General features: G+C 50.2%; 24 protein-coding genes and 1 tRNA gene. 19 read left to right on the forward strand and 6 right to left on the reverse strand.

From position 1 onward, the window contains the following. Positions 1 to 6: 6 nt before the first annotated feature. Both ACR9YC_RS01250 and lipB read right to left on the reverse strand, forming a co-directional pair. Entirely contained in the window at positions 7 to 366 is a 360-nt protein-coding gene (locus ACR9YC_RS01250) for a hypothetical protein (protein WP_438728917.1), read from the reverse strand. Positions 367 to 401: 35 nt separating this feature from the next. Then, complete coding sequence (lipB, locus tag ACR9YC_RS01255) at positions 402 to 977, reverse strand: lipoyl(octanoyl) transferase LipB (protein WP_438731915.1); 576 nt, start codon at positions 975 to 977, stop codon at positions 402 to 404. A gap of 200 nt (positions 978 to 1,177) precedes the next feature. Between lipB and ACR9YC_RS01260 the strand changes: the two genes are divergently transcribed. Then, positions 1,178 to 1,927 carry a glycerophosphoryl diester phosphodiesterase membrane domain-containing protein gene (locus ACR9YC_RS01260; protein WP_438728919.1) on the forward strand — a complete coding sequence of 250 codons (750 nt, stop codon included), beginning with the start codon at positions 1,178 to 1,180 and terminating at the stop codon, positions 1,925 to 1,927. Between the two features lie 73 nt (positions 1,928 to 2,000). Further along, positions 2,001 to 2,876: a hypothetical protein gene (locus ACR9YC_RS01265; protein WP_438728921.1), complete on the forward strand. Its 876-nt coding sequence runs from the start codon at positions 2,001 to 2,003 to the stop codon at positions 2,874 to 2,876. Positions 2,877 to 2,931: 55 nt separating this feature from the next. Here the strand turns inward: ACR9YC_RS01265 and ACR9YC_RS01270 are convergent, their stop codons facing one another. The 3 genes from ACR9YC_RS01270 to ACR9YC_RS01280 form a co-directional block, all read right to left on the reverse strand. Further along, entirely contained in the window at positions 2,932 to 3,570 is a 639-nt protein-coding gene (locus tag ACR9YC_RS01270; protein WP_438728923.1) for a GNAT family N-acetyltransferase, read from the reverse strand. Then, positions 3,567 to 4,421, reverse strand: coding sequence for an oxygen-dependent coproporphyrinogen oxidase (gene hemF, locus ACR9YC_RS01275; RefSeq protein WP_438728924.1), 855 nt, complete (start codon positions 4,419 to 4,421; stop codon positions 3,567 to 3,569). The genes ACR9YC_RS01270 and hemF overlap by 4 nt, the downstream gene beginning before the upstream one ends. A 205-nt stretch (positions 4,422 to 4,626) precedes the next feature. Continuing rightward, positions 4,627 to 5,073, reverse strand: a complete 447-nt coding sequence (locus ACR9YC_RS01280) for a tRNA (cytidine(34)-2'-O)-methyltransferase (protein ID WP_438731918.1) — start codon at positions 5,071 to 5,073, stop codon at positions 4,627 to 4,629. Positions 5,074 to 5,293: 220 nt separating this feature from the next. Here ACR9YC_RS01280 and petA point away from each other — a divergent pair, with 220 nt between their 5' ends. The 7 genes from petA to ACR9YC_RS01315 all read left to right on the forward strand — a co-directional run bounded on the left by petA (position 5,294) and on the right by ACR9YC_RS01315 (position 11,197). Continuing rightward, entirely contained in the window at positions 5,294 to 5,881 is a 588-nt protein-coding gene (gene petA / locus ACR9YC_RS01285; protein WP_438728926.1) for a ubiquinol-cytochrome c reductase iron-sulfur subunit, read from the forward strand. A gap of 11 nt (positions 5,882 to 5,892) precedes the next feature. Next, entirely contained in the window at positions 5,893 to 7,215 is a 1,323-nt protein-coding gene (locus tag ACR9YC_RS01290; protein ID WP_438728928.1) for a cytochrome b, read from the forward strand. Between the two features lie 29 nt (positions 7,216 to 7,244). Then, complete coding sequence (locus tag ACR9YC_RS01295) at positions 7,245 to 8,090, forward strand: cytochrome c1 (protein WP_438728930.1); 846 nt, start codon at positions 7,245 to 7,247, stop codon at positions 8,088 to 8,090. 9 nt (positions 8,091 to 8,099) lie between these two features. Then, complete coding sequence (locus tag ACR9YC_RS01300) at positions 8,100 to 8,648, forward strand: adenine phosphoribosyltransferase (RefSeq protein WP_438728932.1); 549 nt, start codon at positions 8,100 to 8,102, stop codon at positions 8,646 to 8,648. Between the two features lie 129 nt (positions 8,649 to 8,777). Beyond that, positions 8,778 to 9,428 carry a cytochrome P460 family protein gene (locus ACR9YC_RS01305; protein ID WP_438728934.1) on the forward strand — a complete coding sequence of 217 codons (651 nt, stop codon included), beginning with the start codon at positions 8,778 to 8,780 and terminating at the stop codon, positions 9,426 to 9,428. A 56-nt stretch (positions 9,429 to 9,484) separates the two neighbouring features. Continuing rightward, positions 9,485 to 10,090 carry a cytochrome P460 family protein gene (locus tag ACR9YC_RS01310; RefSeq protein WP_438728936.1) on the forward strand — a complete coding sequence of 202 codons (606 nt, stop codon included), beginning with the start codon at positions 9,485 to 9,487 and terminating at the stop codon, positions 10,088 to 10,090. A 231-nt stretch (positions 10,091 to 10,321) separates the two neighbouring features. Continuing rightward, the gene (locus ACR9YC_RS01315; protein WP_438728938.1) at positions 10,322 to 11,197 is read left to right on the forward strand and encodes a LysR family transcriptional regulator; all 876 of its coding nucleotides are present in this window, start codon (positions 10,322 to 10,324) and stop codon (positions 11,195 to 11,197) included. Between the two features lie 133 nt (positions 11,198 to 11,330). On the opposite strand, the gene ACR9YC_RS01320 is transcribed toward ACR9YC_RS01315, so the two are convergent. Continuing rightward, a tRNA-Gly gene (locus ACR9YC_RS01320) sits at positions 11,331 to 11,404 on the reverse strand. A gap of 261 nt (positions 11,405 to 11,665) precedes the next feature. Between ACR9YC_RS01320 and ACR9YC_RS01325 the strand changes: the two genes are divergently transcribed. From ACR9YC_RS01325 to ACR9YC_RS01370, 10 genes are all read left to right on the forward strand, one after another. Beyond that, positions 11,666 to 12,325: a hypothetical protein gene (locus ACR9YC_RS01325; RefSeq protein WP_438728940.1), complete on the forward strand. Its 660-nt coding sequence runs from the start codon at positions 11,666 to 11,668 to the stop codon at positions 12,323 to 12,325. Between the two features lie 136 nt (positions 12,326 to 12,461). Then, positions 12,462 to 13,199, forward strand: coding sequence for a response regulator (locus ACR9YC_RS01330; protein WP_438728941.1), 738 nt, complete (start codon positions 12,462 to 12,464; stop codon positions 13,197 to 13,199). Between the two features lie 845 nt (positions 13,200 to 14,044). Beyond that, positions 14,045 to 14,683, forward strand: a complete 639-nt coding sequence (locus tag ACR9YC_RS01335; RefSeq protein WP_438731921.1) for a sensor histidine kinase — start codon at positions 14,045 to 14,047, stop codon at positions 14,681 to 14,683. A 185-nt stretch (positions 14,684 to 14,868) separates the two neighbouring features. Then, positions 14,869 to 15,240 (forward strand): BlaI/MecI/CopY family transcriptional regulator, encoded by a 372-nt coding sequence (locus tag ACR9YC_RS01340; protein ID WP_438728943.1) that lies wholly within the window; start codon positions 14,869 to 14,871, stop codon positions 15,238 to 15,240. Beyond that, positions 15,237 to 16,889, forward strand: a complete 1,653-nt coding sequence (locus tag ACR9YC_RS01345; RefSeq protein ID WP_438728945.1) for a M56 family metallopeptidase — start codon at positions 15,237 to 15,239, stop codon at positions 16,887 to 16,889. Before ACR9YC_RS01340 ends, ACR9YC_RS01345 begins: the two co-directional genes overlap by 4 nt. A 133-nt stretch (positions 16,890 to 17,022) precedes the next feature. Beyond that, complete coding sequence (locus tag ACR9YC_RS01350) at positions 17,023 to 17,901, forward strand: MBL fold metallo-hydrolase (protein WP_438731924.1); 879 nt, start codon at positions 17,023 to 17,025, stop codon at positions 17,899 to 17,901. Further along, complete coding sequence (locus ACR9YC_RS01355) at positions 17,883 to 18,974, forward strand: Kelch repeat-containing protein (protein WP_438728947.1); 1,092 nt, start codon at positions 17,883 to 17,885, stop codon at positions 18,972 to 18,974. Before ACR9YC_RS01350 ends, ACR9YC_RS01355 begins: the two co-directional genes overlap by 19 nt. Positions 18,975 to 18,977: 3 nt before the next feature. Next, on the forward strand, positions 18,978 to 19,985 hold the full coding sequence (nadA, locus tag ACR9YC_RS01360) for a quinolinate synthase NadA (protein ID WP_438728949.1): 1,008 nt from the start codon (positions 18,978 to 18,980) through the stop codon (positions 19,983 to 19,985). A 221-nt stretch (positions 19,986 to 20,206) separates the two neighbouring features. Then, complete coding sequence (locus tag ACR9YC_RS01365; RefSeq protein WP_438728951.1) at positions 20,207 to 20,437, forward strand: GIY-YIG nuclease family protein; 231 nt, start codon at positions 20,207 to 20,209, stop codon at positions 20,435 to 20,437. Positions 20,438 to 20,602: 165 nt separating this feature from the next. Then, the gene (locus ACR9YC_RS01370; RefSeq protein WP_438728953.1) at positions 20,603 to 21,763 is read left to right on the forward strand and encodes a serine hydrolase; all 1,161 of its coding nucleotides are present in this window, start codon (positions 20,603 to 20,605) and stop codon (positions 21,761 to 21,763) included. The last annotated feature ends 12 nt before the right edge of the window (positions 21,764 to 21,775 follow it).

The raw sequence follows: 21,775 nt of genomic DNA on the forward strand, positions 1-21,775 counted from the left end.
CTTGGTTCAAACGCCAGTGTCTGCAGTATCATCGCCACTATCGGCCGCAGGTGCACTATTACGGGGGCGGATGGTTGTCGCGCCGGCGTCACTATCGCTTTCAGCATTTGGTGCAGCATCGCCTTCAGTGGCGGGAGCAGCTGTTGCGTTATCTGCATCGCTTTGGGCGGGCGCTGGGTTGTCACCACTGTCAAATTCATCAACCGTAATCATGGCATCAGAAGCACTGCCTTCCAGCACATCAATATCGCCCAAGACAGTCTCGCTGACTTCTCCTTCAGGCGCTGCACCGTCACCGCATGCAGACAGTGCCAATATGGCAAGAGCAGCAGGGAGAATTTTGCATTTAGCGGCGATATCTATCATAGTTCCGGCCCATATATGGAAATGGTCATAAGCGCTTATTGCTGAAGTGTTCGCAAAAATCCATCGCAACGTGTCTGTAAGGCTGCATCAAATTGCTGCATTGAAATATCCAAACCCAAATCGGCCATGCTGGTCACTGGATATTCCGCGATCCCGCACGGCACGATACCGCCAAAATGGCTAAGGTCCGGGTCAATATTCACGGCAAATCCGTGCATTGTCACCCATTTGCGCACCCGGATGCCAATGGCGCCGATTTTTGCCTCTTCGCCTATTAGATTGCGGGTCCATATGCCAACGCGTCCCTCTGCACGCCAAGCTGTGATACCCAGATCACCCAATGTGTCGATCAACCATGCCTCAAGACTATGGACAAAATGCCGTACATCGCGGCCCCTTTTGTTGAGGTTAAGCATAAGATAGCCAACACGCTGGCCCGGCCCGTGATAGGTATAGCGCCCGCCGCGGCCTGTTTCATAAACCGGGAAGTGCGAGGTCAATAATTCTGCGGGGTCGGCACTGGTGCCCGCAGTATATAATGCAGGGTGCTCCAACAGCCAGATCAGTTCTTCGGCACGTCCTTGCTGAACTGCCTGATTACGTTCTTCCATAGCAGAGAAAGCATCAGGATAGGCTGTGTGGCCTGTACTTGTTTTCCACACTGGCGCGGCAATGCGATCACCGGCTATATTTTGCGTATTTCCGCGGCTGTCATAAATCATCTGGTCATCATTACCCATTTTTGCAATATAGGCGCGAGGCATAGAAAACAAAATCGATAATCTGTTATCATTGGGCAAAGGGGGCTAATATGGAACGTAAGCTGGATCTTAGCAGTGCATTTGAACGTGCACGTGAATTGTTCATGGATAATTTACAGCTGTTATTGGCTGTTGCTGGCGTGTTTTTTGTTATCCCGCAATTGATTGTTGGTTTTATAACCGCAAATGGACAACAGCTGGATGCACTGCTTGAGGATGCAACAAAAATAGAGGACTTTATTGAAGCCTTTTCAGTGTTTTACCAACAATATTCCTTATGGTTCATACTGCTGGTTGTTGTTACGTTTATTGGTACATTGACCATATTGGTCATCCTGCTGGACAAAACGCGCCCGACAGTGGGGCAGGCGATTGGGATCGCTTTCTCTTTATTGCTATTCTATTTTTTACTGAGCTTATTAACAGGCCTAGCCACGTTGATAGGGTTGACGCTGTTGATCCTTCCAGGGTTATATTTTGCGTTAAAATTCTGCCTTGCAGCGCCGATTATGGTCGCGGAAAAAGTGACCAATCCTATCGAGGCCATGAAAGCGTCTTGGAACCTGACCAAGGGCAATTCTATCATGATCTTCGTCTATCTCTTTATTATTGGTATTGTGATACTAGTTGTCAGCCTTTTGGTTGAGGGCATTGCTGGCCTCCTTGGAGAAACGATAGGGCTAGTCATTAGTGCATTATTTGGCGGCGTGATTACGGCCTTCAATATAGCCGTTACAGTAGGACTGTACCAAGAGCTGCGCGGACCAATGACAGAGGATTTAACGGACACTTTTGGCTAGACAGCGGAGTCTATGCACTTGAATGACCTTAGCCAAGCATGAGTGTTGATTGATAAACAGACAAGGGGGAAATATGTCTGGTTTTCGTATAAGCGCGGCTTTTCGTGCAACCATGGATCAACTGCGTGAAAGCGGATTGGCCAGTATCTTTTTAGCACTGGTTTCTGCCCTTGTGCTCGTCGCGCTGATTGTCATTATGTCTTTTGCTCTGTTCAGTGGCATTGATATGTTCGATGCTATTGAAACTGGGTTGGCCGGACCAGTAGGATTTGTTGCCGCTTTTATTTTCCTGATGTTCTTCGGACTTGCTTATTGCGCGGCAGTCATGGCTATTTTCCGCCATTGTGTTGACGGGTTTCGTGCCGATTTTGTTACCAGCCTTATCTATGGGTGGAAGGCGGCTTTCCCTGTAGTCGGTATGATGATTTTAATCTATTTGGTGTTAGCCATAATATTTGGTTTTGCGGTTCTTGCCATCGTAGCTGCTATGGGCGGGTTTACTGATAATTTTGACATTTTGTCTGGCTTAGAGAATTTGTCTGTTGGTCTCATTGTTTTGGCTGTTATCGTATATTTTGCATTTTTCATCGTGCTGGGTCTCTTCATTCCTGCACGTTTCGGTCTTGCAGGTCCGGCCATGGCAGCAGAGCGCAGGTTAAACCCCTTTTGGGCCTTGGGCCGTTCCTGGTCTATGACCAAGGGCAGCACTTTGAAGTTAATGGCGTATCTTTTGCTGATATCGCTGGCTTGGATAGTGATCTATTTCTTTGTCGCTCTTATAGTTGCGATCTTAAGTGCGGCGGGTTTTTCTTATGCCGAACAGTCGATTATCTACCCCTTCACCCTAGCCTATATGTTGTTATATAATATGATTTTCTCAGGCATTTATGTTCAGCTGGCTGGCGGTGCTTTGGTGGATGAAGAACAGATAGATGATGTTTTTGGCTAAAAGTCAGATTGGCATTAAAGGTTGGTCTTGCCAGCATATTTGAGACTGCACATATTTACGGCTGGAAGATCGGTATTTGCGGTGCGCTGTCCATCGGCAGATGCCCTGTCAGGCGTGGATCAGGGTAAATCTCAATCTCTTGCGCAAAGGGGGTAAAACCCTGTTTGCGATAAAAGGATAATGCGGCTGGATGGTCCAATGTACAGGTCTTCAACCATATACGTTCGATTGGTGGCAAGTCTTTTTGGCCAGCCCATGCCAGCATAAGACATTGTGCCATCAGCCATTTGCCCAAGCCTTTGCCATTTAGCGATGGCACGAGACCGAGATAGACAATCTCGCACATGCCCTTTTGGTAAAAGTCCAGCTCCAACATGCCGGCAATCTCTCTTTTGCGGTCTTCAATGATATAAAGAGGTATGGCCGGATTGGCCAAAAGCGTGGCAAGCGATTCCTCGGACTGGCAAAGCCGACCAAACCATAGCCATGGCGCACCGATCAGGCGGAAAAGACTTTGGTATTCGGTGACAGACAGATTTGCGGCTTTGCGCATGGTCAATATGGTGTCCGGCAGTGCTACACGTTTCGGGCGCCGGGTCATTTCCAAATGGGTTATGACAGATGTGATATGGCCCGGTGGGACAGGGGTTCTGCTATCCACCGGATTAGGAACGCCGATAGTGTCTGATGTCATTCCCAAACCGCTAAGGGAGGCAGGCTCATAAGAATAGCGTCGACATTGCCACCTGTTTTCAGGCCAAATGTCGTGCCGCGATCATAGACCAGATTAAATTCGGCATAGCGGCCACGATAAATGAGCTGTTGGCGCTTATCCTCTTCATTGAAATCTTCATTCATTCGGCGGCGCACCAATTGCGGAAAGATATCAAGAAACGCTTTGCCGACATCCTGAGTAAAGGCAAAATTGCGTTCAAAAGCAGCCTCTGTATCGCATTCCAGATGATCGTAGAAAATACCGCCAACCCCGCGATGCACTTTGCGATGCGGTATATAAAAATAGTCATCAGCCCATTTTTTATATTTGGCATAATATTCCGGATCATGCGCATCACACGCCGTCTTCATTCGCGCATGAAATTCTGCAGTGTCCTCATCACGCGGCAAAGGGGGATTAAGGTCAGCGCCGCCGCCAAACCATGCCTTTTGCGTGATCAGGAAGCGCGTATTCATATGCACTGCAGGCGCATGCGGGTTAGCCATATGCGCAACCAGAGAAATACCCGTGGCAAAAAAGCGCGGGTCTTCTGCCGCTCCATTTATTTGCTTGGCAAATTCCTCGCTAAAGCGGCCTTCAACCGTGGAAACATTAACCCCTGCTTTTTCAAAAACCTTACCCTTGATCAGACCTTGCACGCCGCCGCCGCCAGGGCTGCCATCTTCTTCAGTCCGGTCCCATGGCGTATATTGAAAGCTGGCATCGCTTCCCGCTTCTGTCTCTATGGTTTCAAAAGCAGTACAAATCTGGTCACGCAGGCTTTCAAACCAGTTGCGGGCCAGCTGCTTCTGTTCATTCCATTGCGACATAATATCTCTTTCATATCCAGCGGGGCAATTGTGTGTCGCCAACAGTTTAGACGATCAGCTGCAACCCTGTTTAGTCAGCGTCGAAACCCCTGTCTTTGATCAATGTCAATTAACGTTGCCACGCTTAGACGTCAATCACGCTCGACAAACAATCGGCCGCTGAAAATTATGTTTATCTGGGACGCGGTGATAGTTTAATGCAGCGCTATTTGGTTGTTTGACGCAATGCTTCGCCCATTGCTATTGCCGCTGCTATTGCGACATTGAGTGATCGTGGCCCTGCTGTCATCGGGATGGTCACAGCCTCATATACTTGATTCGTCACATGTTCTGGCACACCGGCGCTTTCTGACCCCATTAACAATATGTCATTATCAGAAAATGCAAAATCATAGAGCGATGTTTTGGCTTTGCTGCTGAGCAGGATGACCCGCGAATCTGTTGCCTGATCCGACAGAAATGTTTCCCAATCGCGGTGACGAGATATTTGTGCATGCTGGTCATAATCCATGACCGCGCGTTTCAATTGCCGGTCTCCCAAAGGAAATCCGCAAGGTTCGATAATGTCCGTTGCGACACCAAAGCAGGCGCACATACGGATCATCGTACCAGTATTTCCAGCAATATCAGGTTGATAGAGGGCAAGACGCACCATTTTTTCCTTCACAGGGAACTTTATATCATTCCCTACATTCATAGGTCTATGGACAATTGTTGCAAAGCCTGTTGGCAATTGATCTGTTTTCGGTTTATCAGGCGCGCGTTTATATGAATATGCCATGCACAAAATGCGAATGACATTGTCTGACAAAGCATTATAGGGGCAGGCACGAAGTTGTGAAATAACGAACAGGATTATACTGGGTACGTTTATGACTGATCAGATTGTCAAAGATAATGGTGACGTCGCATCGGGCGATAACACTGAAAATACCGGAGACGGCGTGCGTCGCCGCGATTTTATCCATATTGCCGCTATTAGTTTTGCCGGTGTTGGCGGAGCAGCGACGGTCTATCCGCTGGTATCGCAAATGGCACCATCCTCGGATGTTCTGGCACTGGCATCGGTTGAAATTGATGTTTCTGCCATCACACCGGGGCAAGCTATCAAAACGACATGGCGCAAACGTCCTGTTTTTATCCGTAATCTGACAGCGAGCGAGATTGCAGAAGCGAAAAAGGGCGACACTCAGCAAATGCGTGACCCGCAAACGCTGGCAGACCGTACTGTGGATGGTAAAGAAAACTGGCTGGTTACCCTTGGCGTATGTACGCATTTGGGCTGTATTCCACTTGGCGCAGCTGCTGGTGAAGTTAAGGGCGAGTTTGACGGTTATTTCTGTCCTTGCCACGGTTCGCACTATGATGTGGCAGGTCGTATCCGTAAGGGTCCAGCACCATCCAATCTGGAAGTTCCCGAGTTTTCATTCCTGTCTGACACAGTCATCAAAATCGGTTGAGGTAAGAGAAAATGAGTTTTCCCTGGGCAAAAGAATATCAACCAAAGACAGAATTTACGCGCTGGATGGATCAACGCCTTCCTTTGCCGCGTATGGTCTATAATGCTGTAGGTGCTGGCTATCCCGTACCGCGCAACTTGAACTATTTCTGGAATTTCGGCGTGTTGGCCGGGTTCTTTCTGGTTGTACAAATCGTCACTGGCATTGTTATGGCTATGCATTATGCAGCCAATGTCGATGTTGCTTTCGCATCTATCGAACATACTGTGCGTGATGTAAATTATGGCTGGTTGATGCGTTATGCGCACGCTAACGGGGCCAGCTTCTTTTTCATTGTGGTCTATATTCATATGGGCCGCGGCTTATATTTCAGCTCTTATAAAGCGCCGCGTGAGATGATCTGGCTTTTGGGTCTAGTCATATTCCTGCTGATGATGGCGACTGCTTTTATGGGCTATGTTTTGCCTTGGGGCCAAATGAGCTTCTGGGGCGCGCAGGTTATCACTGGCTTGTTCTCTGCCATTCCTTTGGTTGGTGAAACACTACAGCAATGGCTGCTTGGCGGTTTTGCACCAGATAATGCGGCTCTAAACCGTTTCTTCTCGCTGCACTATTTGCTGCCATTCGTAATTGCTGGCGTAATTATCCTGCACATCTGGGCTTTGCACATTCCGGGTTCATCCAACCCGACAGGTGTCGAGGTGAAAAGCGAAAGCGATACTGTACCATTCCACCCTTATTATACATCGAAAGATGGTTTTGGGCTGGCCGTGGTGCTGATCATATTCGCGGCAGTGATTACCTTTGCACCCAATGCTTTGGGCCATCCTGACAACTATATCGAAGCCAACCCGCTATCGACCCCAGCGCATATTGTCCCTGAATGGTATTTCTTGCCATTTTACGCTATCCTGCGTGCTTTCACGGTCGATCTTGGCATACCGTTTACAGACATTGTTATCATCCCTGCAAAATTATTGGGCGTTTTGGCGATGTTTGGTTCGATTATCTTGCTGTTCTTCCTGCCTTGGTTGGACAGGTCGCCTGTACGCTCGGGCAATTATCGGCCGGTCTTCAAAATATTCTTCTGGGTATTGGTTGCGGATATGGTCTTGTTGACCTTCCTTGGCGGTGCCCCTGCGGAAGAACCTTTTGTTATGCTTAGCCAATTGGCATCGGCATATTATTTCGCGCACTTCCTGCTAATATTGCCGCTGATTTCGGCAATGGAAACACCTAAACCACTGCCTAATTCAATTACAGAAGCAGTTTTGGGTAAGAAATCCGGCGATGAAGCATCCGCTCCGGGTTATGTCCCGCAGCCCGCTGAATAATAACGGCCAGATCAGAAAAGAGAGTTATCATGATACGCTTAATCTCAACTTTGGTTGGTATCTTCTTTGTCGGGATGTTGCTGTTCTCCTTCGGAACTGGCGCTGGTACATATTTGACAACGGAGCAGCTCGAAACGGCTGAGCATAAATATCACAAAAAGCCGGAAGCCTATGCTTTCGCATCAGACGGGGCCTTGGGTCAATTTGATGAGCAGCAATTGCAGCGCGGTTTGAAAGTTTATCAAGAGGTATGCGCGGCATGCCACTCGATGAAATATATCAGCTTCCGCAACTTTGCTGCTTTGGGTTATGATGAGGACCAGATCAAAAATCTGGCGGCAAACTGGCCTATCCCGCAGCCAACTGTAAACAAAGATACGGGCGAGACGGATACACGGCCTAATCTGCCTGCGGATAGATTACCCACTCCGTTCCCGAATGAGGTTGCGGCCCGTGCAGCCAACAATAATGCTGTTCCGCCTGATCTTTCTTTAATGACAAAGGCACGTCCTGGCGGAGCAAATTATGTTCGGTCATTGTTGTTGGGATATCAGGAGCCTTCTGCAGAATTGTTGGCAGAATTTCCTGATGCTGCTCCTGGTGAGGGTTTGCACCACAACCCTTGGTTCCCGAACCTGAACCTTGCCATGGCGCAACCCTTGGTTATTCCTGACCAAGTCACCTATGATGACGGAACCGAAGCGAGTGTCGAGCAAATGGCAACCGATGTTGCTGCATTCCTGATTTGGACTGCAGAGCCTAAGCTGGAAGAGCGCCGGCAAACAGGTTGGGCCGTGTTGGCATTTCTTCTGATCGCTGCTGTTCTGGCGTTCCTGTCCTATAAACAGATTTGGGCCGACAAAAAGAAGGGCTAAGATTGCTCTATGACGGATAAGGCGACCATCGCTGAATTACAGGCAATGGTGCGCACTTTGCCGGACTTTCCGAAGCCCGGCATTCAGTTCCGCGATATTACGACATTAATTTCCAACGGCCGGGGCTTGTCCTCGGCGGTTGCGCATCTAGCGGAATTGGCGCGGGCGGATGAACCCCAGCTTATTGCGGGCATGGAGGCGCGCGGATTTATCTTTGGTGCGGCGGTTGCTGCTGCATTGGGCGTTGGCTTTTTACCCATACGCAAACCGGGCAAACTGCCTGTGCCTACGATCGGTGTCGATTATGCCCTAGAATATGGCACAGACCGGCTAGAAATTGACCCTGATGCCATCAGCGCAAATATGCGCGTCACAATTGTGGATGATCTTATCGCCACCGGTGGGACAGCTTTGGCGACGGTGCAACTATTGCGCAATGCTGGGGCAGATGTGCGCCAGGCATTATTTGTCATTGATCTGCCAGACCTTGGCGGTGCATCAAAATTGCGTGATGCCGATATTGCTACGCAGAGCCTGATGCATTTTAACGGCGATTAGCCACGCAGCGCTGAAAACATGCAGTATGATTCTGCGCAGAACCATGCATGATAGGCATAAAAACTATACGTTTATTACCGTCTATTTCATATGCATAAAAGTGCACTCAAATTGACGGTGAGGATCATTATGCAGAATAGATTATATAAAGGATCACTAGCTCTTACTTGGCTCGCAACGGGCGCATTATTGGTAGCAGGCTGCACACAGGTGGAGACATCTGACACTGCCGGGCAGGAAGTAACCGGGTCAGAGAGTTCCGAAGGCATTATACGGGCATCGTTCAATGATGATGGGTCAGTCAATCAGCCGGAAAATTGGCGTGAATGGGTGTTTGTTGGCGCACCATTGACCCCCAATGCTTTAAATGGCGGCGCAGCGCCGTTTCCTGAATTTCATAATGTCTATATTGAGCCTAGCGCATATGCGGCCTATTCTGAAACAGGTGAATTCCCTGAAGGCACGCAAATAGCCAAAGAGCTCACCACGGTGCGTGACAATAATAATGCGGAAAATGGTTCGTCGCAGGAAGTAAGCGGCGTAGGATATTTTGAAGGCGAATTTGTTGGTTTAGAGTTGACCGTTAAAGATAGCGTTCGCTTTAAGGATGAGCCCGGTGGCTGGGCATATTTCAGCTTTGGTCATAAGGCACCCCCTTATGAGCAAACAGCAACAGCAATGCCGACTGACTCATGCAATGCATGTCACGCTGAATCCGCTGGCGATGATTTTGTTTTCACGCAATTTTATCCAGTCCTACGTGCTGCAAAACCGCAATAGTGTAAAAAGAGGAAGCTAAAATGGTGAGCAGGGTTATTATGCCTATGGCGGCACTCATGGCATTATTATTGACATCTTGCAGTGCCACACCGTCTGCAGAAATTGCTGAGGACAATGCCGCAGCCGTAATATGGCCGGCAGATATTGTTTCTGAAACCGGAGATATTTCATTTCCAAAAGGCTTTTTGAAATGGCAAACTCTGGGTGCGTGGTCGACTGCTGATGAAGAAGGTAAAGCCAATGGCATGCATCAAGTCTATGTGTCGCCCGGTGCAGCGGACGCCTATTTGGAAACCGGCGCGTTTCCTGATGGTACGGTACTTGTAAAAGAGGTCCGAAGTGCTGCAACCGCTCAGCTTTCAACGGGTGCTGCGTCTTACGCAACCGATAAAGGCGTTTGGTTTGTGATGATTAAAGACAAGAAAGAACGCTTTCCGGAAAATGCACTTTGGGGCGATGGCTGGGGTTGGGCTCTTTTTGATGCAAAAGAGCCTGGCAAACAAATGGCAACGGACTATCAAAATGATTGTCTAGCTTGTCATGTTCCCGCTCAGGAGACTGATTGGGTATATGTTGAGGCTTATCCTGTCCTTTGGAAAGATGGTAAGCCGCCCATACCAAAATGGCTTGACCAAGCAAAAGCGGCAATGAACGAACAATAATATTTAATAATATTGTCGAAGTGAATGACTGCCGTGCGTAGGAGCTTTCCGGCAACCTTCTTTTTTGTAAAAAATAATGGCTTACCCCATCCAAGGCTTCTCATTGTCCCGAATGAAAAAATAGCCTTGGCAAGCAGAGGCGGCGGTTGCATAGGCGATCGGCGTCTCTGCTAGTAGCCAAATAATGACACATGGATTATCTATAGTGCAATTTTTTGAGGGGGCTTCGGGATGGAATTAAAACAGATTAAATATTTTCTGTCAGTGGCAGAAACGCTCAACTTTACCCAAGCCTCAGAGCAGCATAATGTTTCTCAGCCGGCCCTCACCAGATCTATTCAGAACTTAGAGGCTGAATTTGGCGGGCTATTGATTATTCGCGATGGCAAAAATACACGCCTGACCGAACTGGGTGAGAAAATTCGTAATGAGTTTGCCAGCATAATTGAGAGTGAAAAACGTGCCAAATTGCTTGCGCAGGATCATTTATATGCTGGGCATAGTCTTCTCAATATTGGTATCGCCAATTCACTAGGGCCTGCAAAATTTGTAAAGTTCTTTTCAGAATTTTTGCTGCAATACCCAAATATCCGTATCGTTTTGCATCAAATTGATCAAGCAACATCAGATGAAGCAATTTTGTCGGGTTATCTCGATGCCTGTATCTGCACAAAGCGTAGCAAGCCAAATCATAAGATTGATGTCACCCCGTTGTTCGAAGAACGTATGCTGCTTGCTTTTGCCGATAATAGCCATTTGGCAAGCAAAGCGCAGGTTACCTTGGAAGAATTATCCAAAGAGAATTATTTTGACCGCCTGAACTGCGAATTTCGGCCAAATTTTATAGCTATGATGGATGAAATGCAGCTGGATATTCAACCTTTACTGCAATCTGACCGCGAAGACTGGATCCAACAGCTCGTTGTCACTGGTCAAGGCGTATGTACCCTTGGCGAATATTCAGCCGTTATTCCCAGCATAAAGATGCGTCCAATTAAAGGGATGGACGTAAAACGCACCGTAGCGATTTCTTTCATCTTGGGTTCGGCTGCTTCCCCTGCAATCGTAGCTTTTAAGGAAATGGCGAAAAATTATAGCTGGACCTAATTTGAGTCAATGGCCTCACAGGTCGCGGTTCCTATTCTTTCATCACAATATCATTCGCAATAGCGGCTAATGCAGTCCGCATGCGCTCAGGGTCTCTGATGGAGGATGAACGCGATATATCTTAAACAGAAGTTGGAGCGGGTAAGGGGAATCGAACCCCTCTAGCTAGCTTGGAAGGCTAGAGCATTACCACTATGCTATACCCGCTCTATATCGCAGCGTGCGGCGATGTCATTGCCAGCTTGTCGTGGGCAGGTCAATAATTTTGATAGCGGCATACTTCGGTTTATCAGCATTGCTTTAGGCTGAACAAAGCATGCTCGTCGATACACTTTGCGACAAAGTCAGGGTGATTACGCGAAATGTCTGCGACAATGGTTGTCTATAACGATTATAGAAGTCGCGGCGAACTTCTCCCCTCTCTTTATACCCCGCCGCGGCTTCATCGGATTTTGAAAGGAAATATCTATGAAAAAGAAACCGATTATTTTCTCGCTGATCGCTGGTGTGTCATTGGTCGCCGCAGGTACTGCCATTGCGCAAAAAGGCCATGGAAAAGCGGATGCTAATGGTGACGGCGTTGTCACCGAAGAAGAGATGCTGGCATCTGTGCAAGCACGCTTTGCGCGGATGGACGCCAATGGCGATGGTGTAGTCAACCGCGCAGACCGTGACGCCAAAGCTGAGCAGCGCTTTGCTAAGCAGGATGCCAATGGCGATGGTGAAGTTTCGCTGGAAGAAATGCAGGCTGCCCGCGCCGAACGCGCTGCCAAACGCTTTGCCCGATTAGATACTGACAATAGCGGTGGTATTAGCCAGGAAGAAATGGCGCAGGCCAAAGCGAAACGAGGCGGACCTGATGGTCGTGGTCCACGTGTCGGTGGTCGACATGGTGAGCGTGATGGCGGTGAAGGTCGCGGTAGACGTGGCGGACGCGGTTTGGAACGCGCGGACGCCAATGGCGACGAAGCGATAAGCTATGCTGAACTGGAAGCACAGGCGTTGAAACGCTTTGAACGTATAGACACTGATTCCGATGGTCGCATTACTGCCGAAGAGCGCAAAGCGGCACGCGAAAAGCGCGGGCGTGGACGCGGCGGACGTGGTGATCGCAGCGGCGCTCGCTAAGCGCAAGTCGGTTTATTGCGTTATCGCAGTAGATTGAATGTACATATCAAAGCGGAGGTAATGTGGATATGCGCATTGCCTCCGCGGCTTCGTTACAGCCTCCCAAACCGGTCGATACCGTGTTAGGACATTTCTTATGACGGACTTCCCCCATTTATTGCTTGTCGATGACGACGATGATCTGCGCGATTCCGTCAATGAGTATCTTTCAGGTCAGGGGTTCCGCGTAACCATGGCGGAGAATGCGGCCATGGCGCGTTCGCTGGTCCGCACACAGCAATTTGATCTGGCTTTATTGGATGTCATGATGCCGGGTGAGGATGGGCTAAGCCTGTGTAGGTTTCTGGCAGAGCAAGGCGCTATGCCGATCATCATGCTGACGGCGCGAGGTGATGCGACTGATCGTATTATCGGGTTGGAGATTGGCGCGGATGATTATTTGCCAAAGCCATTTGACCCCCGCGAACTTGTTGCACGCATAAAGACCGTATTGCGGCGCTTTACGCGTAGTGGTGGTCATGCCGATCAGGGACAGGTCGATGGTTATATGTTTGAAGGTTGGTTGTTAGATTCGAACAAGCGACGACTGAAAGACCCTGAAGGCGTTAATGTCCCTATTACGTCTGCTGAATATAAATTGCTGGAAGTGCTTGCCAGCCGTCCGCGTCAGGTGATGGACCGTGACCAATTGCTGGATATGGTTCATGGTCGTGAGGCGCAACTTTTTGACCGCGCCATTGATAATCTTGTGAGCCGTTTACGCAAAAAGATGGAGCAGGATGCGCGTCAGCCGGACCTGATCCAGACTGTACGCGGCGGAGGCTATATGCTGGCTGCGCATGTTCGGGTCATAGCGTCTGAAACATCTCTATGAAGCAAGCCTTGTTACGTCTCTGGCCCAAAAGCCTTACCGGCCGGCTGTTCCTTGCTGTGGCGATCACATTGCTCGCAACGCAAAGTCTGAATGGCGTTCTGCTTTATCGCGCCCAGAATGAGCAACGCGTAGCGGTGATGACCAATGCTATAGCAGTACGTGTGGTTAGAGCGGTTGACCGCCTGAACAATGAGGCGGCGCGAAGGGGCAGGCGCGGACCTGACCGACTGGAAGGGCGCTCGGACGAACCCAGATTTTTAAATGCACCGCAGGGCAGACGTTTTAGAGATCGCCTCGGAAACGCTCTGCGAGAACGGAGCAGAAGACGGCGCGGCTTGGAATTTAGTGAGAGCAATCCCACCAAGGCGAACTGGCCGCGTTTGCCGCGTGTAGAGAACCGTCTTTCCACATTATTGACCAGCTATGATGTTAATTTCACATCGATCATTGTCGCCCGTGACCCGCGTCCACAAATTGTTCCGCTTGAACGTTTGTCTGCTGTTAGAGCGGAGCCAACTGACCGAACCATTGTCGGCGCAGTGCAGTTGGACAATGGCAACTGGCTGTCCGTGCGTTTGCCGGAGCCATCAAATCAGCGCAGCGTCACTGCATGGCTGATCTTCCAGACGGTCACGCTGTATCTTATCCTGCTCGGCGTTATTTTTTACATTACGCGCACACTCTCTCGCCCGCTCAAAAAGCTGAATATGGCTATGGCTGATTTTACCGAAAGCCAGCAGATCAGCGAACTGCCGGAAAAAGGGCCAGAGGATGTTGCTGCGTTAACGCGCAACTTCAACATCATGTCCCAGCGTATTGGCACAATGTTGGACGAAAAAGATGTCATGCTGGGCGCAATTGGGCATGATTTGAAAACCCCCTTATCTGCATTGCGCGTGCGTGTTGAGTCTGTGAAGGATGATGTGCTGCGCGAGAAGATGATCGCTAGCATAGAGGATCTGCGCCAGTCGCTGGATGAGATTCTGCTGCTTGCTCGTTTGGGGCGTGGGCAGGAGGAGCATGAAAATGTCAATCTGGGTGCAATGCTTGATACGATTGTCGACGAGTTCGTTCAACTCGACAAGCCGGTAACATTGGAGCCTGTGCCCAGAATTGTTGGCCGGGTTTATGCAACATGGTTCCGCCGCGCGATGCGTAACTTAATTGCTAATGCTGTCCTCTATGGAGGCGCTGCGCGGGTCAGTCTGAATGGGGATGCCATAGGCGACGATATCAGCATATGCATTGATGACGATGGGCCGGGTATTCCAGAGGAAGAGTTGGAAAGGATCTTCACGCCATTTTATCGGTTGGAAAAATCACGCAATAGCCAGACGGGAGGCGCGGGCCTGGGCCTCACTTTGGCCCGTGCCATTGCGGAAAAACATGGCGGGACGATTCGTCTTTCCAACCGCTATGACGCTGATGGAAATGTTGTTGGCTTACGTGCTATCTTCACATTTCCGCGTTCAGAACGCACATAATCCTGCGCTTCATGCATTTTATCGAAATTTCTGACCAGTTCATTTAACCTTCATGTTTACATATGTAGTCGAAATGACTACAGCCGTAATCGTAAGGTCATTAATATGTTTTGCCCCGCGCAAATACTCCTAATGATCAATTGAGACCGGTTGTGCAGTCAAGGGAAACGACCGGGAGGAGAGTTATGCAGACAGAGCGTATTAGCGATGCAGAGTTTGAAGTGATGAATTGCCTTTGGCAAACATCGCCTCTGACCGCAGCCGATATTGCCGGGCTGGTGCCACAAGAGCGACAATGGTCTTTGCAAACAGTGAAAACCTTATTGTCGCGGCTAGTCGCCAAAAACGTTATCAATCACGAAGTCGATGGGCGTCGTTATCTCTATTCCCCATTGGTGAGCCGCTCAGAATATGTGTCAGGTGAGTCAAAGCGCTTTGTAGATCGTCTATTCTCTGGCCGTGCTGGTCCGCTTTTTGCGCATCTGGCTGAGCGTGAAGCCTTTTCAGAAGAAGATATTTCCGACATTGAAAAGCTTTTGCGGGAGATGAAAAAATGACCATCTCTGCATTTTTCAGCGACATGCCGTTCTGGCAGCAATGGGTGACCGACACGATCATTGCGACCGCGTTGCTTATGGCATTGGTGTTGCTGCTCCGCCGTTCGGTCGCGCGTCTTTTTGGTCCGCAAATTGCTTATCTTCTATGGCTGGTGCCTGCGATACGCTTGCTCATGCCCGCCTATTCGCAAACAATAGAGATTGAAGCAGCCGCCATTGCCAGCCTGCCCGATATTGATGCGTTATCTTCATCGGCCATCGCTGCAAGCGCCTCTCATGATGCTCTATCTGGCACAGGCTCTTCTGCTGCGGGGATGTCTTTTGAATTGCTACCATTTGTGCTGACCCTATGGCTTGGCGGCGCGGCATTGTTCCTGATTGTTCAGCTTGCAAGCTATTTGCAGCAACGCGCTGAGATTTTGTCAGATGGCCAAGAGGTTGATCTGTTTGACGATATCAAGGTCATTCAGGTGGCGGGCATTGATAGCCCGTTCGCCTTTGGCGTGTTCCACCGCTTCATAGCGATTCCATTAGATTTTTATGCAAAATACAGCCCTATCGAACAGCAATTGGCGCTGCGCCATGAACTGGCGCACCATCAGGCGCGTGATCTTCTGGCCAATTTTGCGGCATTAACATTGCTCTCTCTGCATTGGTTTAATCCATTGGCATGGATGGCATATCGCGCATTCCGTTTTGATCAAGAGGCGGCATGCGATGCTCGGGTTCTGGCATCATCCGATGCACAGGAAAGGCACAGCTATGGGCGGCTGATAGCCAAGGCGGCGACCGGCCGCACGCTGGCACTTGCCAGTCCGCTTACTCCAAAAGAGAAACTGTGTGAAAGGCTTACACTTATGTCACAATCCCGAAAATCCAAATTCCGCCGCCGTGTTGGAGCGATGACCATCGCCATAGCTGCTGCCACTGCACTTAGCGTCACTGCGACAGTTAGCTATGCCTATGAAATCAAGGCACCAACTGCTCCTATAGCGCCTGCAGTTGCACAGACAGCCCCAGCCGCTCCTTCTGTCTCTGCTGTTCCAGAGGCTATGCCCGTTCCTTTTGCGACGGCAACACCCGTTGCTGCTCCTACAGCACCACCCGCCGTTGAGGCTAAGGAAGAGGCAGAGAGGGATAAAGCTGCGATAGCAGGGGAAAAGATCGAGAAAGCTAAAAAGAAAAAGGTCAATACAGTCGTTATTGGTGATCGCAGAACAGTAATAACGACGGCCGGTAATGGCGCCCCCGTTATTGTTAAAGTTTCACAAGAAAATAGTAACTTTATAAGTGAACAAGAGGCACTTAAAATCGCCGATGATGCACTGGCATCGCTTGATGTTGATACGCTCATCCCCAATATCACCTTGGCGCGGGATTGTTCAAAAGGTGAAGACACTGAGGAAGTATCATCCAAAACCGTTAATGGCCGCTTGGTCATGGTTATTGGCTTGTGCAATGCTACCAAGCTGGCAGAGGCACGATCTGGTGCTTTAGAGGGCTTGCGTGAGGCGCGTGACGATATTGCGAACGATAGCGATATCCCCGAAAGTTTCCGCAAACGCTTGAAGAAAGTTCTCGATCAGCAAATCCGCCAGCTTGAAGGACAGGAGCTTGGCAGCCGAGCACGCAGCGTGCGCGATAGCTGAATATATGTTCGTCACACATAATTGAAGATGCTCCATCTTCGTTGCGCATTGCCGCCGGTCATCCTCGTGATGGTCGGCGGTTTTTGCTATCTGCCCTTTATCTTTATCAGGCATCATGGCAGAGCCTTTGACTATGAAAGCTCCTTTTAACATTGATGATCTGCCCACGGGGCTGGCTGAGCAAATGGAGCCGTTGGTGCTGCGCGTGCTTGCGGGAAATCCCTCGCCATACACCTATTCGGGTACGCAGACCTATGTCGTTGGCGGTGATCAGGATTGTGCTATCATTGATCCCGGGCCTGCTGATCCGCAGCATATTGACGCAATCATTGCCGCTATTGGCGGGCGGGCGATCATATCAATCACCTGCACACACACGCACCGCGACCATTCGCCTGCGGCTCTGCCATTGGCACAGCGCACGGGCGCGCCGATTATCGGTTGTGCGCCGCTGGTGATCGATGATGATGGCCCGCGTGCGGATGAAGCGTTTGACACCAGCTATGTGCCGGACACAGTTCTGACAGATGGTGACAAGATTTCTGGTCACGACTGGACATTGGAAGCGGTTACTACGCCGGGCCATACCAGCAATCATATCTGTTATGCCTTGCTGGAGAGCGGCGCGATGTTCACTGGTGATCATGTCATGGGTTGGTCAACCAGTGTTATCTCACCGCCCGATGGTGATATGGCGGACTATATGGCGTCGATGCAAAAGGTGCATGATCGCGATGACCGCATTTATTATCCCGCTCATGGCGCGCCGGTTGAAAAGCCGCGCCAGCTGGTGCGCGGCATGATGGGGCACCGCAAACAGCGCGAACGCCAGATTTTGAACCAGCTGGAAACCGGCCCCAAAACGATCAAGGCCATGGTGCCGGACATGTATAAAGGCACTGATCCGCGCCTATATGGTGCAGCGGGGCGGTCCGTCCTGGCGCATCTGATTGATTTGCAAGCGCGGGGCCGCGTGACAGAAAATGACGATCTATGGTCATTATGCGCCTAATTGCTGCGGCGGTGATGTTTGCTGTGCTGGCGGGTTGTAGCGCGCAAAACAGCGAAGAAGCGGCCACGCCTTTCCTCTTGCCAGAGCCGATCACCAATAATGCGGTTGCTGTGGCCGATGGTCCGAACGGGCCGACATTATATAGCTTTAATGGTTTAAAAGCGGGCAAAAGCTGGCGCGATACCAGCAATGCCGCTTTTGCCTGCCCAATAGAGCAACGTAAATGTACGCCATTGCCATCTGTGCCCGGTGATGAAGGGCGTCTGGCCAGTGCGGCCATAACGATCAAGGGCAAAATTTATATTTTTGGCGGGTATAGCGTGGCGCAGGATGGCAGCGAAAAATCTCTGCCCTATGCGCACCGTTTCGACCCAATGACGCAAAGCTATAGCCGCTTGGAAGATATGCCGGTACCGGTCGATGATATGGTGATTTTTGGCCATCAGGGTCGATATATCTATCTCGTCTCTGGCTGGCATGATGTTGGCAATGTGGCTTTGGTACAGATTTTTGATACCCAAAGCGATACATGGTCGCGCGGCACGGATTATCCCGGAACACCCGTCTTTGGCCATGCGGGCGGCAATTTTGATGGCGTGATTGTGATTGCCGATGGTGTAAAAGTCCTTCCCAAACGCGCCGCCAATGGCTCGCGCTATGCGGCGTCAGATGAAATATGGCGAGGACAGATAAACCCCTCCGACCCGCAGGATATAAAATGGCAGAAGATTAAACGTCCAGCGACAGCGCCCTTTTATCGTATGGCAGCAGCTGGCCACGCTCCATCTGGTCATATCCTTTTTGCTGGCGGCGGGGATAACCCCTATAATTATAACGGCATTGGCTATGACACTGTGCCTGCAAAACCGACAGCGCAGATTCTGGGCTATGATGTCGCAAGCGGCAAATGGGCGACCTTTGCTGATCTGCCAATGGCCAGCATGGATCACCGTGCGCTGGTCTTTTCCGGTAGCACAGCCTATATCATGGGCGGAATGGATGCAGGGCAGAATGTCCGCGCCGAAATTATGGAATTTATCCCTCAGCAGGATGATGCTGGGGCAGGAGACTAAGCAATGACTGCAAATGCCAGCGATAATCTTTCCGGGCTTGATCTTGTCGCAGAGATTAAACGCCTGCGTGAAGAGCGCAATGCCATCATATTGGCGCATTATTATCAGCGCCCCGAATTGCAGGACATTGCCGATTTTGTGGGCGACAGTCTGGAGCTATCACGCAAGGCTGCGGAAACCGATGCTGATGTCATCGCCTTTTGCGGTGTGAAATTCATGGCGGAAACGGCCAAAATTCTGTCGCCGGAAAAGACCGTTGTGCTGCCCGATCTGGACGCAGGGTGCAGCCTTGAAGACAGCTGCCCGCCCGATAAGTTCAAGGCGTTTCGGGAAGCTAATCCCGATCATATCGCGCTGACCTATATTAACTGCTCAACAGAGGTAAAGGCGTTGAGCGATATCATTGTAACGTCCTCCAGCGCAGAGAAAATTCTCAGCCAAATTCCGGAAGATCAGCCGATTATCTTTGGCCCGGATAAGCATTTGGGTGGTTATCTGGCACGCAAAACAGGGCGCGACATGCTGCTATGGCCAGGCGTGTGCATTGTGCATGAGAAATTCAGTGAAACCGAATTGGTCAAGCTGATGGCAGAATATCCGAATGCCCCTGTTGCTGCGCACCCTGAATGCCCCGCGCATATTGTTGACCATGCTGATATGGTTGGCTCTACCAGCGCGATTTTGAAATTCGCCAAAGAAACCGAGCATGACACGGTCATCATCGCCACCGAGCCGCATATCATCCACCAGATGGAAAAAGCGGTGCCAGAGAAAACATTTATCGGCGCACCGGGCGCAGATGGCAACTGCAACTGTAATATCTGCCCCTATATGGCGCTCAACACGATGGAAAAACTCTATATCGCTCTGCGCGATTTAGAGCCGAAAATCGAAATGGATGAAGCACTACGCCTGGAGGCGAAAAAGTCTCTCGACCGGATGATGGAAATGAGTGCTGGCACTGTTGGTCAAGGCGATTTGGGGCCGAAGGATCTGGCGCATAAGGGGTGAGGCTGACTATTTTCAAATAGTGGTAATCTTTGTCTACCCTAATTGTGTTTTGCAATGTCGCACAGTGCTCTCGCCGGGACTGGGGTGATAGGCAGAATGGGATATTTATTCATACCTCAGTCATTCCCGCGGAGGCGGGAATCTATTATGCTGTGATAATGGCCAAGTAATTCCATGTCTACATTCTCGCCAGCAAGCGTAATGGAACTATTTATATTGGCATGATTGGGAATTTGATAGCGCGCATCGCTGCTCATCGGGAAGGCAAGGGCTCAACTTTTGTAAAACGTTATGCTGTCGATATGCTTGTTCATGTTGAGAATTACCCTACTGCTTTGGAAGCAATAATGCGAGAAAAAGCCCTTAAAAAATGGCGCAGAAGTTGGAAGTTGCGCCTCATTGAAGAAAATAATCCTGCATGGCACGATCTGTTTGGCGATCTAAATGCATAATCAAAAGCGCTTATAGCTATTTGACTGCTCTGGATTCCCGCCTTCGCGGGAATGACGTTGGTTACGGTATCTACCATCTCTACACAGAGGTTCAGTGCAAAATTGTGCCGCTGCCCACAAAACGTCACCCAATCTTAAAGCAATTCGGTTATAGCAAATATTGTGATGATGAGACGCCGGAAAAGACGCTATTTGTGGTTGTTATTGCCAGCGTTGCTTATCGCCTTGCCATTTGCGCTTTATAATTGGTGGCAGAGCGACGCTGGCGCAGTGACAGATGCTGAGTTGGCTACACTGACAGCGCCGGGACATGAGGTGAGTTTTAGCCCTTCGCTCAATACCGTTGTCAATGCCGACAGTGCCGCCGAGATGGATGATCGGCCTGCCCCTCCAGCGCGATTACAGGCGCGGCTTAAGGCTTTGGGGCTGGGCTTTGATGGCGATGTTGGCATTGCAGTGCAATCGGTTGAAAAGGGCTGGGCGGCGCAGCATGATGCGCTGCGTCTTTATCCGCAGCAGAGCGTGAGCAAATTATGGGTGGCGATGGCGCTGCTCGATAAGGTGGATAGCGGCGAGGTAAAGCTGGATGAGATGGTCAGCCTGTCGCGCAGTGACCTGACCATTTTTCATCAACCCATTCGCAAAAATATCGGCAATGGTATTTATCGCACCACAATTGCGGATTTGCTGCGCCGCGCGATGACGCAGAGCGATAACACCGCCAATGCCGCGCTGTTTCGCCGTGTCGGTGGACAGCCAGGGGTTATGGGCTTTTTGCGGCGTCAGGGACTGGACAATATCCGTATTGGGGAGAGTGAAAAAGCGCTGCAAATGGCAATTGCTGGTATGCAGTGGGATGATAGCTATTCCTTGGGCCGGACATTCTGGCTGGCACGGGACAAAATTCCGGTGCCACGCCGCGCAGAAACCATGGGTGCTTATCTGACCGACCCGATGGACGGTGCCAACCCGCTGGCGATTGCCGATGCGCTGGTACGTCTTAAAAACACGGATTTGCTATCCTTGGCATCCAGCAAGCAATTGATTGATCTGATGGCCGCATCGAAAACCGGACCAAAGCGGCTGCGTGGTGGTTTGGCGCAAGGGTGGACGATGCCGCATAAGACCGGCACGGGGCAAGACCTTGAGAAGCTGTCGACCGCGTATAATGATGTTGGTCTGCTGATCTCACCAAAGGGCAATCATTATGCTGTTGCGGTGATGATCGGAGCAACCAACCGGCCTGTTGCGGAACGCCAGCAACTGATGCAACAAGTCACCAAGGCGGTTATCGCCTGTGAGAATGAAGGCTGGCCAGGCTGCTGAACGCTCGACAAG

It is taken from the genome of Parasphingorhabdus sp. DH2-15, from assembly GCF_051668705.1.
In the GTDB taxonomy this organism is placed as follows: Bacteria; Pseudomonadota; Alphaproteobacteria; order Sphingomonadales; family Sphingomonadaceae; genus Alterisphingorhabdus.